This is a genomic window from Labilibaculum euxinicum (assembly GCF_009795715.1).
GTDB classification, from domain to species: Bacteria; Bacteroidota; Bacteroidia; order Bacteroidales; family Marinifilaceae; genus Labilibaculum; species Labilibaculum euxinus.
Genome location: NZ_WTCR01000003.1, coordinates 225,894 through 242,321 on the forward strand (window position 1 = coordinate 225,894; position 16,428 = coordinate 242,321).

Below are 16,428 nucleotides of genomic sequence, written 5' to 3' on the forward strand. Positions count from 1 at the left end.
TTAATAATTTACCCCACGTAAATTTTAAATGTTGAAAATATGAATATTTGTGTGTTTTGTTCTTCCAGTAATTCTGTGGATGAAAAGTATTTTCTGGAAGCTAAAAACCTTGGAACATCAATTGGTGAATCAGGATACAATTTGGTTTACGGGGGAACAAACGTGGGGCTTATGAATCAGGTTGCAGTTTCGGTTAAAGAGGCTGGAGGAAAGGTGATTGGCGTAGTGCCAAAGCTGATTAATGATTATGGAATATCGGCTGATTTTTTGGATGAATTAGTCATCACTCCTGACATGTCGGAACGGAAAAAAATTCTGCGTGAAAAATCAGATGCATTTGTAGCTTTGCCGGGAGGTTTTGGTACGCTCGAAGAGATTCTGGAAGTAATAACCCTGAAACAGTTGGGATATCATAACTTGCCAATTGTGTTCATTAATACGGATGGGTTTTATGATTTTTTAAAAGCGCAATTTGAACTTTCTTATCAAGAGAATTTTGCAAAAGAGGATTACCGGGACTATTATTTATTTGTAAATAGTTATGATAGTGCTATAAATTACATTCAGAACTATAAAAAAGAACAGTTAAAGACAAAATGGGATTAGTTTTTTAGAAACTGCTTTTCAATAGAATCCAGTAATTTTGCTGTTTTAATTGGTTTTGAGAGATAGTCATCACATCCGGCCGCCATTACTTTTTGCTTGTATTCTTTTTGAAAGTAAGCAGTTTGGCCAATAATCGGAATTTGTGAGTTGAATGATTTAATTTCTTTCGTTGCATCGTAACCGTTCATGATTGGCATTTGTATGTCCATTAGTACAAGATCAACAGCGATTGATTGACATATTGTTACTGCTTCACTTCCATTTTTCGCCCAAAGTATTTCTGCCTTGGTTTTTACCAGACTTGCTTTAAAGAAGGAGAAATTAATCTTCTCATCATCAACAATAAGAATGCTTTTGCCTTTCCAGTTGTAATTTTTTTTGTCACAAACTTCGGTTTTTTCAATCTGCAATTTCTCTCTGTTGTAGGGAAGAGTGACAAAAAAACATGTACCGATATTCTCTTTTGATTCAACTCTTATTTCTCCGCCAAGTATTTCAGCTAATCGTTTCGAAATGGTTAAGCCCAGACCTGTTCCGCTATACCGTCGGGTGTCCGATCCATCCATTTGTCTGAAGCTGTGAAAGATATTTTCCATTGATTTTTCAGCGATTCCAATGCCGGTATCTTTTACGAAGAATTCGATTTTGTTTTTTTCTTTAAGTTGATAGCCAAACTCTATAAACCCATTGTCGGTAAATTTGATTGCGTTTTCGATTAAGTTTGATAGTAATTGCTCTAACCGACCAGGATCAGTATAAATAATAGAGTCTTCATCGTTTAGAGTCTTTTGAATTTTAAGAATAAGGTGGGATTTTTTATTCTTGTTTTTGTGAATGTAATACTTTTCATATAATTCGGTAAGTACTGTATTAACAGGAATTTCCAAAGAGGAAAGTTTTATTTGTTTGCACTCTATTTTCGATAAATCAATTATGTTGTTAATGAGCTGCAGTAAATTAATACCACTTTGTTTTATCAGATCTCCGTATTCTTGCCGCTCGCTTTCATTAACTTCCTGAGCTGTAATAATTTCAGTAAATCCAAGAATGTGATTCATTGGAGTTCTTATTTCATGAGACATATTCGCAAGAAAGGCTGATTTTAATTTGTCAGATTCCTCCGCTTTGTTTTTCGCTTCGGTTAAATGTTTTTCATATATTTTTCTCTCTGTAATATCCCTGTAAATACCGAAAATAGCAATCTGCTCACCATCAACCTCAATTGGGTTTCCCATAATCGAAACGTCAATTAGTCTGCCGTCTTTGCATTTCCGGACAGTCTCAATTTCTACCAGCTGGCCTTTGGCTGTGATGTAATTTAAATTATTGGCTTCATCTTGTCTTGTTTCATCGGCAAGCAAGGTATCTATTACCACTCCTTTTAAATCTTCTTTGGTGTAACCAAACAGATTTGTAAATTGTTTGTTGATTTTTATACCATTACTCTCGTTGTCAGTAATTGCTATCGCCTCCGGAGAATTTTCGAAAAGTTGTTCAAAGTACGCGGTTTCAATATTAAGCTGGTGTTCAATCGATTTTCTTTTAAGAATCATTTCATTGGCATGCTCACCAAGAATTTTAAATTCCTTAAAATGTAGTTTAGATATGTCAATTATGTGTGAATTACTCGCAGCGTTTTTGTAAAATTGAGTTAAAATTTCTAATCCCGACTTGCTGATTTTTACCATAAATCGGGTGAATGTAATTATAATGAAAATTGTTAATAAAAAGATTAAACCTGCTTTTATAAAATACCCATTTACAAGAGCTTTTAGTTCATTTCTCTTATTCTGAATTGATTCTGTGAGTTGGCTGATATGAACACCGCTCCCTATTACCCACTGCCAGTCTTTGTAGGTTTTTGCATACATCAATTTTGCGATAGATTCTTGACTGCCCTTTTTGTATGGATCCGCATACCTAACGAATCCACCATCTTTATCTGTTCCTCTTGTAATCAGCTCCTGAACTATCTTTTTGCCATCTTTGTCTTTTTTATTCCAAAGATTTTGACCAATAAGATCCTTTTGTGTATGTGCTAAACACGTTCCGTTAAAATTAAATACTACAATTGAGAAGCTTTCATCAAATCGCATGTCTGTAATTTTATCCAGAATTTTATCTTGAATTTTTAATTCGTAGTTTTCCACATATTGAGTACATCCGATATACCAATTATATGGTTTGAATATTTTAACAAAGGATATTTTAGGATCGATTTTTTGCCCTTCTTCCTTTTGCCATGAATAGTTTGAATAACCTTCGCCATTATTTTGTGCAATTTTTATTTCATTTTTGATAATCGGAATACTAAAAACATCTTTAAGTGATAGTTTGTTTTGTCCTTCCCATTCCGGGTTTTCTGAATTCATTTGCACAACACCAGCCAAGCTGTTTATATAGAAAAAACCGCTTCCATCATTAAAACGAACAGAGCGTAACGCATCTGTTATGAGTTTTTTTATCTGCTCTTCCGTAAGATCATTTTTACAGCTGTTGTATATGTTTGCTGCAATGGAATGCGCTTCGTAAACTCTGCTGCTGATGTCTTTTTTTAGTGTGTTTCTTGTTTGCTCTCTCTCGTTTTCAATATAATTTATAAGAGTTTGAGTTTCGTGTTGAAGGGTTTTTTCTTGTATCTTAAAAAAGTCGTCCTGTATTTGTTTAGACTCTTGCTTAAATTTTTGCCTTGCCTGCTGTACCCAAAAAATCCCAAGAATGGAAATTAGGAGAAAGGAAGTGGCGAGAAGTGAAACCAAAAATACTTTAGAAATGCTTTTGTCTTCAATAATTTTAGCAAGAAAGAATTTCATATTAAGGTGGAAGTAGAATTCAATTATTATGTTGTGAGAGTACCATTAAAAACATGTGTTGCCGGTCCTGTCAGCCAAATATCTTCAATTTGTTTGTTACTTATTTTTCTGAAATGAACCTCAAGAAAACCACCTTTTGTCTTGATTATAAATTTGTTACTGCCCGTTTTAAAACCGGCACTTATAGCCGATGCAACAACTCCTGTTCCACATGAATAGGTTTCATCTTCAACACCTCTTTCGTAAGTGCTGACAGTAATATTTTGACCTTGAAATGATACAAAATTCACATTTGTCCCTTTTTCGGCGAACCTATTGTTGTAGCGTATTTTCTTTCCTTCAGCAAAAGTGTCGAAATTTTCATGATTGGATATGAATCTTACAAAATGAGGCGATCCGGTATTTAAAAAATAAAAATCGTCACCCATTTCAATATCTAAAACATCAATCATCTTTAGACTAACCTGAATACCATCTTCAGTATTCGTAATTTTTGCTTCATGTTCTCCATCCACAGCTATGAATTTTGTTTTTTCTGAGACAAGTCCTAAATGATAAGCAAAAGCAACAATACAACGACCACCATTTCCGCACATACTGCCTTCTTTTCCGTCCGAGTTGTAGTATCTCATTCGAAAGTCGAATCCGTCTGCATTTTCAAGTAACATTAATCCATCACCACCAATTCCAAATCTTCTGTCGCAAAGTTTTTCGATTAATGAGAAGTCATCTGGAGCAATCCTACCGTTTCTATTGTCAATTAAAACAAAATCATTTCCAGTTCCCTGATATTTTGAAAATTCAACTTTCATTTTTAAATCTTGTTAAGAAGTGTTAAATACCAATAAATTATAAACACTTGTTAAGTTTATATCGTTAAAATTGTTGTATAAATGTAGGAATCTTATTGGTATCAGTTATTTCGTCACTCAAGAAAATCAAAATTATTTGATCCATGAAATTATTTGATTTTTATTTTAGATAGAGAAAGCAACATTCTGCCTTTTTTTAGGCATAGTAAGAAAAACATCCTGTTTGATTTCAAACAGGCATCATATAATTATTAATTAATAAAGTTTTTTCAGATGAAATTGAAATTATTTTTGGGAAAATTAGCAATTGCCATTTTAGGTGGAACAATTGCCGTTTTATTATTTGTGTTATTTACTGATAAAAAAGAAAGAATTATTACTGTTCCTGAAGTGCGAACGACACAACTTACAAACCATACTGTTGGTGTGCCTCAGGTTGATTTAACATACGCTGCAGAAATGTCTGTGAAATCGGTTGTTCATGTAAAAACACTTTATTCAAATGAGGAATACCAATCCAATCCCTTTTATGATTTTTTATTTGGAGAGAGAGGTAGAAGTCAGCAACCAAGAGCTAGTATAGGATCTGGTTCCGGAGTAATTATTTCTGATGATGGATATATTGTAACGAATAATCATGTTGTGCAAGGATCGAATTTAATAAATATTGTACTCTACGATAAAAGAGAATATGAAGGAAAATTAGTTGGTTTTGACCCTTATACAGATTTGGCTTTAATTAAAATAGATGAAAAAGATCTTCCGAAAATGGATTTTGGAAATTCAGATGATCTAAAACTTGGAGAGTGGGTTCTTGCAGTAGGCAATCCATTTAATCTGACATCTACAGTAACGGCTGGTATTATTAGTGCAAAGGCAAGAAATCTTGGTTTAAATGGAAATAGAATGAGTATTGAGTCATTTTTGCAGACCGATGCTGCCGTTAACCCAGGTAACAGTGGTGGGGCTTTGGTTGATACTAAAGGGAGGCTAATTGGAATTAATACTGCAATAGAATCCAGAACAGGTTCATATTCGGGTTATTCTTTTGCCATTCCGGTTACTATCGTTGAAAAAGTAATTGGCGATTTGAAAAAATACGGAGAGGTTCAAAGAGCATTTATTGGAGTGTCTATTCGAACAGTTGACGCTAATTTAGCTGATGAATTTAAAATTGATAAAATTGAAGGAGTATATGTTGCGGGTATAAATGAAGATGGTGCTGCCGAGAATGCCGGAATAAAAAAAGGAGATATTATATTGAATATAGAAGGGAAAGTTGTAAATTCTAGTGCTGAGCTTCAAGAGCAGATTAGTAAGTTCCACCCAGGTGACAAAATTAAGGTTTTAATAAAAAGAAATGAGGAAAGGAAACAAATTGAGGTAGTCTTACGTAATAGACTAGGAAATACCAACGTAATTAAATCTAAAGATCTGGCTTTTCTTGGAGCTGAATTTGAACCTATATCAACACAGGAGAAGTATCGTCTTCAAATAAACAGAGGAGTGAGGGTAAAGAATCTGCGAGATGGGAAGTTTAAGGACGAGAAGATTAAGGAGGGGTTTATTATTTATAAAATTAACGAAACACCAATCTTCAAGGTAGATGATATTAAAGATGCGCTTCAGGATGTAAAAGATGGAGGTGTATTTATCTCTGGAATTTATCCGGATGGAAGCGTTAAGTATTACGCGTTTTCTCTAAATGATAAAGATTAGGAAATTAAATGGGAAAATAATAATAATTCGAATAAAAGAGCAATTAATTTTGACTTTAAGTATTTAAAAGTCTAATTTTGCAAAATATTTCGATGAAAAGGGACTATGAGACAATTAAAGATAACCAAATCAATTACCAATCGTGAAAGTGCTTCTTTGGATAAGTATTTACAGGAAATTGGTAAAGAAGATCTTATTACGGTAGAGGAAGAAGTTGAATTGGCGCAGCGAATAAAAAAAGGCGACCAACGAGCTTTAGAGAAATTAACAAGAGCTAACCTACGTTTTGTTGTTTCGGTTGCGAAACAATATCAAAATCAAGGGTTAAGCCTACCGGATCTTATTAACGAGGGTAATTTAGGTTTGATTAAGGCAGCTGAAAAGTTTGATGAGACACGAGGATTTAATTCTGCAGGCTTTAGCTGAGCAATCAAGAATTGTTCGTTTGCCATTGAATCAGGTTGGTTCTTTGAATAAAATTAACAAAGCTTTTTCTAAATTTGAACAAGAGCACGAGAGAAAGCCATCTCCTGAGGAGTTAGCTGAATCTTTAGAGTTGCCTGCTGATAAAGTAGCAGATACACTTCGTGTTTCCGGTCGTCACATTTCTGTTGATGCTCCGTTTGTTGACGGGGAAGACAACAGTTTGTTGGATGTATTGGTGAATGATGATTCTCCGATAGCCGACAGAAATCTTTTGAATGAATCTCTTACTAAAGAAATTGATCGTGCACTAGCTACTCTTACTGAAAGAGAGAGTGACATTATCAAACTTTTCTTCGGTATTGGTATTCAGGAAATGACTTTGGAAGAAATTGGTGAAAAATTTGGCTTGACACGTGAGCGTGTTCGTCAGATTAAAGAAAAAGCGATTCGTCGTTTACGTCATACTTCCAGAAGTAAATTACTGAAAACTTATTTGGGATAAAACATTCCATTTACGATATGTAAAAAGCAGTTTCGAAAGAAACTGCTTTTTTTTATTTCTTTTCTTTTAATTGCGCTTCAAGCTTATACATTTCATCGCGATATTGAGCTGCTTGTAAAAAGTCCATTTCCTTAGCTGCTTTTTGCATTGCTTTTTTGGTTTGTTCAATGGTTTTTTCCAAACTGCTTTTACTCATGTATTGAACAACAGGATCTGCTGCGATTTCAATTGAATCCGGACCGGAATATGCAACAGGTCCGTTATCTTTGCCATGATTCATTGTGCTTGCTTTCGAACGGGTAATTTGTGTTGGAGTAATGCCGTTTTTGGTATTGTAATCCAATTGTTTTTCTCTTCTATGATCTGTTGCATCGATGGTTTCCTGCATCGATCGGGTAATTTTATCGGCATACATGATCACTTTGCCATTCACATTACGGGCAGCTCTTCCCGAGGTCTGTGTTAAAGATCTGGTGGATCTCAAAAATCCTTCTTTGTCAGCATCTAAAATTGCAACGAGAGACACTTCCGGAAGATCCAATCCTTCACGCAATAAGTTTACACCAATTAAAACATCAAAAACACCATTTCTTAGATCTTCCATTATTTTCACCCGATCTAATGTAGTAACATCGGAATGAATATATCGGCAGCGAATATTTAAATTGGTGAAATATTCCGATAACTCTTCTGCCATTCGCTTGGTGAGTGTGGTAACCAGAACACGTTCACTAATTTGTGTGCGTTTGTCGATTTCGGCAATTAAATTGTCTATTTGATTAAGGCTTGGGCGAACTTCTATTTGCGGATCAAGTAATCCGGTTGGTCTGATCACCTGCTCTACAACAACGCCTTCGCATTTTTCCAGTTCGTAATCGGCAGGTGTCGCACTTACGTGGATTGTTTGTTTGGCAATCTGTTCGAATTCTTCGAATTTTAATGGGCGGTTATCCAGCGCCGAAGGCAAGCGGAAGCCATATTCAACCAAATTTATTTTTCGGGAGTGATCACCACCATACATGGCACGAATCTGCGGAATGGTAACATGACTCTCATCAATTACCACCAAAAAATCATCCGGGAAATAATCCATAAGGCAGAACGGACGGGTTCCTGCAGCTCTTCCATCAAAATACCGCGAGTAATTCTCAATTCCTGAACAGTGTCCCAATTCTCGGATCATTTCTAAATCGAAATTGACTTTTTCTTCCAAACGTTTTGCTTCCAGATGTTTTCCTATATCTTTTAAAAAGGCAACCTGAGCTACCATATCATCCTGAATTTGATGAATGGCTTTTTGGACTCTGTCTTTACTGGTAACAAATATATTTGCAGGATAAATCGTTATTCTGTCATAGTGATCTAATTTAGCTCCGTTAATTGGGTCAAAAGAGTAAATTTCTTCAATTTCATCATCCCAGAATATAATGCGATAAGCAAAATCAGCGTATGCCGGATAAATATCAATTGTATCTCCTTTCACCCGAAAATTTCCACGGTCAAACTCTATTTCATTTCTTGAGTACAAAGCATCGACAAAGGAGTGAAGAAGTTTGGTACGGGAAATTAATTGTCCTTTTTTAATTTCGGTAACATTAGCATGAAAATCTTCAGGGTTTCCAATACCATAAATGCAGGAAACAGATGAAACTACAATTACATCCTTTCTTCCGGACAGAAGGGCAGAGGAAGCGCTTAAACGCAGCTTTTCAATTTCATCATTAATGGATAAGTCTTTCTCTATATAGGTGCCTGTTACCGGCAGATATGCTTCCGGCTGATAATAATCGTAATAGGAAACGAAATACTCAACAGCATTGTTCGGAAAGAACGTTTTGAATTCACCATATAACTGAGCGGCAAGAGTTTTGTTGTGACTTAAAACCAGGGTTGGGCGCTGTACCTGCTCAATTACATTGGCGATGGTAAATGTTTTACCCGAACCGGTAACCCCAAGCAGAGTTTGATGAGGAGCGCCATCGTTTAAGCCTTTGCATAATTCTTCAATGGCATTTGGCTGATCACCTGTTGGTTTAAATTTTGATTCAATTTTAAATTTCATGCAGCACTTTTGATTGGTTCGATGTCTGAATTGCTAAAATATAGAAACAATATGAACCTTGATAGTTTTAAATGAAAAATCTAGCTTATCAGATCATTTCAGAAAGAAAAACAGCCGATTACGTTGTTGGTAATCAGCTGTTGTATTTTATTTGATTGTTTTTTTAATTGCTTAACTGAAAGTAAACGGGGAAGTGATCGCTGTAACCACCAAAGTATTTAGGACCGGCGTAAGTGCGGTTGGGAACCAATATACCTTTTGGTGTTTTGTGGCAAATCCAGTCAGCATTAAAGATTTTGCCTGCCTGATGATTTGTGTGCAGCCCTTTTGTATTGCTTATAAGGCTGTTGGAAACAATTAGATTGTCAAGCATGTTCCAATCACCCTTGTAGTTGTAAGTGCCTTTTCCGTTTATCTTTAAATCGTACATTAGATTGTAAAGAGCTTCAGGATTTGATGTATCCTTATTGTTGGTAGCGGCTAAAATCTCTTCAGCAGATTTGTTGTTGGGTTCATCATTAAAATCTCCCATGATAATGATTTTCGCATTGGGATTTTTTTCCTGCAATTTATTAACGGCAATTTTTAATTGCTCAGCCACAAATACGCGATTTTTCTCCGATTTTTCTGCTCCTCCTATTCTTGATGGCCAATGATTAACAAATAGGTGTAAGGTATCATTAGAACCTAAAATACCCTCAACATGAAGAATATCGCGTGTTTTGTAGTTTGGTTCATCTGGAAAATGAATTCCAATTATGTCATGACTTAGGTATTTGAATTTGTTTTTTTGATACAGAAGTGCACAATCAATTCCTCTTCGATCCGGACTTTCGGTGTGGGCGATGCCATAATCCGCAGATTTTAATTTTTCCTGACTTATTAATGCTTCCAGTACAGATCGGTTTTCTACTTCACAAAGTCCGATAATAGCAGGGAAATTATTTTTATCGATAGAAGATAATACACTGGAAAGATTTACCAATTTTTTCTGATATCGTTCGGCAGTGTATTCTAATTTTCCTTCTGGAGTAAAATCGTCATCCCGAGTATTTGGATCGTTAAGAGTGTCAAATAAATTTTCGACATTATAAAATGCAATTGTATACTCTTTTTTTTCCTGAGAACAGGAAAAGGCGATGAGAGCCACCATAAGAACAAACAGTAATTTTTTTAACATGAAATAGTTTTATTGATTCTAATAAAAAGGAGTGACATCGGTTACTCTCATGCCTGCAGCTTCAGCGGCCCGAAAGCCTAAGCTTGCATCTTCAAACACTTGGCAATTTTTAGGGGAAATCCCCATTAGTTCAGCACATTTTAAAAATGTATCCGGTTCCGGCTTGTGATTTTCTACATCATCAGCACTTACCAGAATAGAAATGTACTTATCTAAACCTAAAAGTTGCATGGTTTCAGAGGCAATGTTGCGTTTCCCACCAGTTCCTACTGCCATTGGTATTTTACCATGATATTTGTATACCAAACCGGTAACGGCAGTAATTTCTTTGATTTTGTGCATCTCCTTCGCGAAAAATTCTTCTTTCATATCAGAGAATTTTTGTGGATCAATAGTACGGTTGTTTTTCTCGTTTAGTAAATCAATAATTTTAGAAGAAGGCATTCCTGCACAACTTTTTAAAAAATCAATACTAAATTCCAAGTTCATGATTTTGGCTGTTTTTACCCAGGCTTCATAATGTAAAGGCATGGTGTCAGCCAAGGTTCCATCTAAATCAAAAATAAATGCTTTAGTACTTGGGAATATATCTATTTTTTTCATGGTCTTTGTTTTTTGTCTTTCTATTCGTAAGTTTATTGTTGCAATCCTATTTTTACCTGCGTAAGATTACATTAAAATGATTAGAAAGGGATGCCTAAATTATTAAATAATTTTTAATTAATTGCACTGAATTTTCTTTAATTGCAGATTCTTAGGAGGCCGTTTTATGATCTGAATAACAGCTTGTTAAATTGTGTCTTGCTTGGATGTTTCGTTAAAAATATTTAAATTTCCATTGTTTTAACAACTTTTTATTTAATCAGCCGTTATTATAGCTGTTTGATTGAAGTGAAAATTAAAAATCAGTATATGAAGATTGTAGCTGGAAGTTTGATTCTACTATTTGTGATGATGAGTGTTTCTGTGAGTGCCAAAAACAATTCTTTGGCCGAAAAAAGAGCAAATCTAATTACATCCTGGATGGAGAAGAAGTTGGATTTGTCTGTGGAACAGATTACGCAGATTGAGGTTTTAAATTTGAAGTATGAAAAAGAAATTGAAAAGCTGACTATGGAGAAGGATGGATTTCCTTGTATGCAGGCAGTTCGTGATAGTTTGAAACGCAAAGAAGTAGAAATGAAAGATGTTCTGTCTGATAAACAGTTGGCAAGTTACATTGAATGTAAGTGTGAGCTGAAGGAAGAACTCAAACGGAATTGCAAAGATTTGATGTAAAAATAAATTTAAAATATAGGATCCCAATCGATTTAGGTTGGGATTTTTTTTGTCCAAATTCAGCAATGGGGATAAAGAGATGAAAAAATCTGAATTATTTACGTGTTTGTAACATCCGTTACACTTTTTGCGATCATCCTGTTGCATCTTTGTGGTATCGAAAGAGTAAATCGGATTTTTTTCAGAAATTATTTTGTTTGTTCTTTCTCAATTTTGTTACTGGAATAATCAAATTTATAACATTAAAAAATATTATTATGGCTATGTTTTGTTATCAGTGCCAAGAGGCAGCAAAAGGGACCGGATGTACAATTAAAGGTGTTTGTGGAAAAACCGATGAGGTTGCAAACATTCAGGATTTACTGATGTATGTGATGAAAGGAATCTCCGTTTTCAGTACCAAAGCCCGTGAAGCTGGTGTTGAGAATGATAAAGTGAACAACTTCATTATGACAGGTTTGTTTATGACTATTACTAATGCCAATTTTGATAAAGTAAAATTTGTAGCGGCTGTTCGTGAAGGCCTTAAGTTGCGTGAAGAAATTAAAAATCAGGCTGAAGCAGCAGGTGTTACTTTTGAAAACCTTCATCATTCCGCAACATGGTTTGCTGATAAAGAGAATGATTTTGACGCAAAAGCCCGTGTTATTGGTGTTTTGTCTACTGAAAACGAAGATGTTCGTTCATTAAGAGAATTGTTATTGTATGGTTTGAAAGGTTTTGCGGCTTACGTTGAGCATGCTTACAATTTAGGTCTTGAAAAAGTGGAAATGTATGCTTTTATGCAGAAAGCTTTGCAGGCTACTACTGATGATACATTGACCGCTGATCAATTGGTTGCTTTGGTTATGGAATGTGGAGCTAATGGTGTAACTGCTATGGCAACTCTTGATGAAGCAAACACATCTGCTTATGGCAATCCTGAAATTACTGAAGTGAATATTGGTGTAAGCGACAAGCCAGGTATCCTTATTTCAGGTCATGATTTGAAGGATATGGAAGAATTGTTGAAGCAAACTGAAGGAACTGGTGTTGATGTTTACACTCACTCTGAGATGTTGCCTGCCAATTACTACCCAGCATTCAAAAAATATGAGCACTTTGTAGGTAACTACGGAAATGCATGGTGGAAGCAGAATGAAGAGTTCGAAACATTTAACGGACCTATTTTGTTTACAACCAACTGCATTGTTCCTCCAACTGCAAAATCTACTTACCAGGATAAAGTATATACTACAGGAGCTTCTGGTTTCCCAGGATTCAAGCACATTACTGCTGGCGAAAATGGAAAGAAAGATTTCTCTGAAATTATTGAAGTAGCCAAGAATTGTGCTGCTCCAACTGAAATTGAGAACGGAACTATCGTAGGGGGTTTTGCTCACAATCAAGTAATGCAATTGGCTGATAAGGTTGTTGATGCTGTGAAAACCGGAGCTATTCGTAAGTTCTTTGTAATGGCTGGTTGTGATGGTCGTATGAAAGGTCGTGATTACTATACTGAATTTGCTGCTGCTTTACCAAAGGATACAGTAATTCTAACAGCTGGTTGTGCTAAGTATCGTTACAACAAATTAGAGTTGGGTGATATCGGAGGAATACCAAGAGTATTAGATGCAGGTCAGTGTAACGATTCATATTCGTTAGCAGTTATTGCATTGAAATTGAAAGAAGTGTTTGAACTTAACGATATCAATGATCTACCAATTGCTTACAATATTGCATGGTATGAGCAAAAAGCAGTTATTGTATTATTAGCACTTTTATCTTTGGGTGTTAAGAATATTCATTTAGGACCAACATTGCCGGCTTTCCTTTCTCCAAATGTTGCTAAAGTGTTGATTGATACTTTCGGAATTGCAGGAATTGGTACTGTTGACGAAGACATGAAAATGTTTTTAAATTAAGGATGAAATTGAGGTTTTAAAAAGCGTTTTGCGGGTGAAGAAAGACAGAGGAGATTTGTGAATGGAACGTTTTTTAGTTTGTTAGGGTGATTAGCTGCCTAATGTAGATGATTTAAACTCTGCATTAGGCAGTTTTTTGTTTGATTTTGTTACTATTTTAGGAACAATTTATGTAATGTTATATGCAGTTATGGATCAAGCTAAAACAATGAAATTCTTAAAGAAGTACCATAAATGGCCTTCTTTGGCATTGACTTTCTTTATTTTATTGTTCGCAATTTCTGGAATTGTGATGAATCACCGGGGAGTATTTTCTTCTGTTGATGTAGATCGAAAATATTTAGGCAGTGAGTATCAGTATTCAAATTGGAATAAGGCTGCGGTGAAATCGGCTGTAACAATTCAAGGAGATACAGCATTAATTTACGGCAATATCGGAATCTGGAAAACTACCGATAATTTCAAAACATTTCAGGACTTTAATTCCGGCTTTACATCTGGCGTCGACAATAGGAAAATTGAAAAAGTGATTAAAACCAGTTGGGGAGCGCTTTATGCCGGAACATTGTTTGGACTTTTCTATTACAATCCGAAAAGTGAAAATTGGGAAAACATTGACTTGCCTGTTTCTGAGGAGAGAGTTGTTGATTTGGTTGAGATTAATAATCAACTATTTGTTTTGACACGTTCTCACTTGTTGAAAAAAACAGAGATTGGTTTTGAGATTGTAAATTTGCTTCCAGATCAGAATTACGACAATAAGATCAGTTTGTTTAAAACATTGTGGGAAATTCATAGTGGTGAGGCTTTTGGTATAATAGGGCAGTTGTTTGTTGATTTTATAGGCTTGGTGTTCATTCTTCTGTGTGTTAGTGGTTTGGTGTATTTTATCTATCCCAAATGGATAAAGAAGTTAAAGCAGAAAAGTAAAGATGCTAAGAGGAAGATTAAATTTCTGAAATTTAATTTGAAATGGCACAATCACTTTGGATATTGGTTAATAATTTTTCTTGTCTTAACTACTCTAACGGGGATGTTTTTGCGTCCGCCATTGTTGATTGCAATAGTTTCGAATCGGGTTCCTAAAATTTCATTTACGCATTTAGATAACCCCAATCCATGGTTTGATCAGTTGCGCAGAATCATGTATGATGAAGAATTGGATCGGATTCTTTTGGCAACCAATGAGAGTGTATATTATTCTGATGATGATTTTACTTCTGCTCCGAAAGTTTTTGCAGTACAGCCTCCCATTTCAGTAATGGGAGTGAATGTGTTCGAAAAGGTGAATGATGGGAGTTATCTGGTTGGATCGTTTAGTGGATTATTTTATTGGATTCCTGAAAAGGGATTAGTTTTCGATTATATTACTAAAAAAACATATGTTCCTGTAAAAACAATCGGGCCACCAATTTCTGCCCATCCAATTGCTGGATATTTGAAAGATTCAGAAGGAAAAGAAATTTTGTTTGATTACAATTTGGGCTCAGGAAATTTAAGTGATCAATCCGGTTTTACCTCAATGCCTGAAAATATTCAGCAATCGCCCATGTCACTTTGGAATTTGTGTTTGGAAACTCATACCGGTAGAATTTACCAATATATTTTTGGCAGGTTCTATATTCTTTTTATTCCATTGGCAGGAATCAGTATTTTGTGGATTTTGATAATAGGATTTGTTTTGTATCGGAAGCAAAAGAAAATAATTTTTTTATCAGCTTAGTTGAATGTGGAGTCACTTCTTTTTTTGTTGCAGCAGCCAAATGTATAGTTTAGGATTATTGTAAGTCTCAGTCCGCGAATTGTGAGTTGATTCAGGATAAAACGTGAATTTCACCTTGCTTCCCAATTCTTTTAAGCGGTTAGCCATTCATATTTTAACGGGTTACTTTAGATAAATCTACTAATTGTAAATGATAAGTTAAAAGGAAATAATTATTTACTGAAAGTCTGTATCTTTATCGCCGGATTAAAAAAAGGAAAAGCATGTTCAACTTTGAAGATATAAATCTGGACCGTATTGTGGTTCACAATGTAGGAAATAAACATCACGATGAAGATTTGAAACTTTCTAAATTGGAAATTCAATTGGAAGATGATGATGTTAAGGATATCCTGCTAAAGTATTTTTTAACAGCCTTTAATAAGGAGGAATTCTATAATTTCCAACATGATACCGATTTGAATATGAATGAAGTGTTTTGTTATGCTTCGGAGTATTTCGAGGAGAATGTTTCCTTTTACGATCAGTCAACCAATATTGCAGTTCATTTGTATGAAAAATCAAACCATCCGAATATAAAGGGTGGCGAATTTTATTTGGTGGGCTTCTCGAATTGCGTGGTTGATGGAGAAGTTTGCGATGCGTTGGGTATTTTTAAATCAGAAAATAAAGACACTTTTTTAAAGGTGTACCAAAAGCAGGATAATTTTGAGTTGGGATGTGAAAATGGAATCAATATCAAGAAATTGGACAAAGGCTGCCTGATTTTCAACTCCGAAAAGGAAAAAGGATTCAAAGTTTGTATTGTAGATAAAACCAATTCGAACAAAGAGGCTTTGTACTGGAAAGAGGACTTTTTGAATTTGAAACTTCGCGAAGATAATTTCTATCATACCCAAAATTATTTGGATATGTGTAAAGGTTTTATTGGTGATGTGTACAACGACGAGAATGAAGTTGCCAAAGCAGATCAGATTGATTTAATGAACAAGTCAATCAATTTTTTTAAGGATAAAAAGCTGTTCAACGAGGAATTATTTAAAAAGGAAGTGATTGAACAGCCTGAGGTGGCCACAGCTTTTGATGAGTACAAAACCTATTATCAAAACGAACAGGGAACAACTGTTACACCAGAATTCACAATTAATAATGATGCTGTAAAAGGAGAGCAAAAGCACTTTAAACACATATTAAAGCTGGATAAAAACTTTCATGTTTACATTCATGGGCAACGAAAATTTATAGAAAAGGGATACGATGCTGCTCGTGATTTAAGTTACTACAAACTGTTTTTCAGAGACGAGAATTAGGCATGACCTGACAGCGTTTTTTAACCTGACAGTGTCTGCATATTTATTTGGATTATTAAGAAGCTTTCTCAATTATGGGGAGGCTTTTTTCAT

11 protein-coding genes and 1 pseudogene are annotated in these 16,428 nt (G+C 35.0%); 7 read left to right on the plus strand and 5 right to left on the minus strand.

The features are described 5' to 3' along the window. Positions 1–39: 39 nt before the first annotated feature. The gene (locus GQR60_RS04830) at positions 40–606 is read left to right on the plus strand and encodes an LOG family protein (protein WP_124991844.1); all 567 of its coding nucleotides are present in this window, start codon (positions 40–42) and stop codon (positions 604–606) included. Here the strand turns inward: GQR60_RS04830 and GQR60_RS04835 are convergent. Together GQR60_RS04835 and dapF are read right to left on the minus strand one after the other, a co-directional pair. Beyond that, positions 603–3,419, minus strand: a complete 2,817-nt coding sequence (locus GQR60_RS04835; RefSeq protein WP_124991845.1) for a cache domain-containing protein — start codon at positions 3,417–3,419, stop codon at positions 603–605. The two genes, GQR60_RS04830 and GQR60_RS04835, sit on opposite strands and share 4 nt — an antisense overlap. Positions 3,420–3,445: 26 nt before the next feature. Further along, entirely contained in the window at positions 3,446–4,231 is a 786-nt protein-coding gene (gene dapF, locus GQR60_RS04840; RefSeq protein ID WP_124991846.1) for a diaminopimelate epimerase, read from the minus strand. Between the two features lie 273 nt (positions 4,232–4,504). On the opposite strand from dapF, the gene GQR60_RS04845 reads away from it, so the two are divergent. Together GQR60_RS04845 and GQR60_RS04850 are read left to right on the plus strand one after the other, a co-directional pair. After that, a complete protein-coding gene (locus tag GQR60_RS04845; RefSeq protein WP_124991847.1) occupies positions 4,505–5,950 on the plus strand; it encodes a S1C family serine protease in 1,446 nt (481 codons plus the stop codon). A gap of 105 nt (positions 5,951–6,055) precedes the next feature. Beyond that, a pseudogene (locus GQR60_RS04850) lies at positions 6,056–6,878 on the plus strand (sigma-70 family RNA polymerase sigma factor). 52 nt (positions 6,879–6,930) lie between these two features. Here the strand turns inward: GQR60_RS04850 and uvrB are convergent. The 3 genes from uvrB to GQR60_RS04865 form a co-directional block, all read right to left on the minus strand. After that, entirely contained in the window at positions 6,931–8,940 is a 2,010-nt protein-coding gene (gene uvrB / locus GQR60_RS04855) for an excinuclease ABC subunit UvrB (protein ID WP_124991848.1), read from the minus strand. A gap of 163 nt (positions 8,941–9,103) precedes the next feature. Next, positions 9,104–10,120 carry an endonuclease/exonuclease/phosphatase family protein gene (locus tag GQR60_RS04860; protein WP_124991849.1) on the minus strand — a complete coding sequence of 339 codons (1,017 nt, stop codon included), beginning with the start codon at positions 10,118–10,120 and terminating at the stop codon, positions 9,104–9,106. An 18-nt stretch (positions 10,121–10,138) separates the two neighbouring features. Beyond that, a complete protein-coding gene (locus GQR60_RS04865) occupies positions 10,139–10,723 on the minus strand; it encodes an HAD family hydrolase (protein WP_124991850.1) in 585 nt (194 codons plus the stop codon). Between the two features lie 309 nt (positions 10,724–11,032). Between GQR60_RS04865 and GQR60_RS04870 the strand changes: the two genes are divergently transcribed. The 4 genes from GQR60_RS04870 (at position 11,033) to GQR60_RS04885 (ending at position 16,335) form a co-directional block, all read left to right on the plus strand. Next, positions 11,033–11,398: a hypothetical protein gene (locus GQR60_RS04870; RefSeq protein ID WP_124991851.1), complete on the plus strand. Its 366-nt coding sequence runs from the start codon at positions 11,033–11,035 to the stop codon at positions 11,396–11,398. A gap of 257 nt (positions 11,399–11,655) precedes the next feature. Next, positions 11,656–13,302, plus strand: coding sequence for a hydroxylamine reductase (gene hcp, locus GQR60_RS04875; RefSeq protein WP_124991852.1), 1,647 nt, complete (start codon positions 11,656–11,658; stop codon positions 13,300–13,302). A gap of 208 nt (positions 13,303–13,510) precedes the next feature. Continuing rightward, positions 13,511–15,025, plus strand: coding sequence for a PepSY-associated TM helix domain-containing protein (locus tag GQR60_RS04880; RefSeq protein ID WP_160463414.1), 1,515 nt, complete (start codon positions 13,511–13,513; stop codon positions 15,023–15,025). A 263-nt stretch (positions 15,026–15,288) separates the two neighbouring features. Beyond that, entirely contained in the window at positions 15,289–16,335 is a 1,047-nt protein-coding gene (locus GQR60_RS04885) for a nucleoid-associated protein (protein WP_124991854.1), read from the plus strand. The last annotated feature ends 93 nt before the right edge of the window (positions 16,336–16,428 follow it).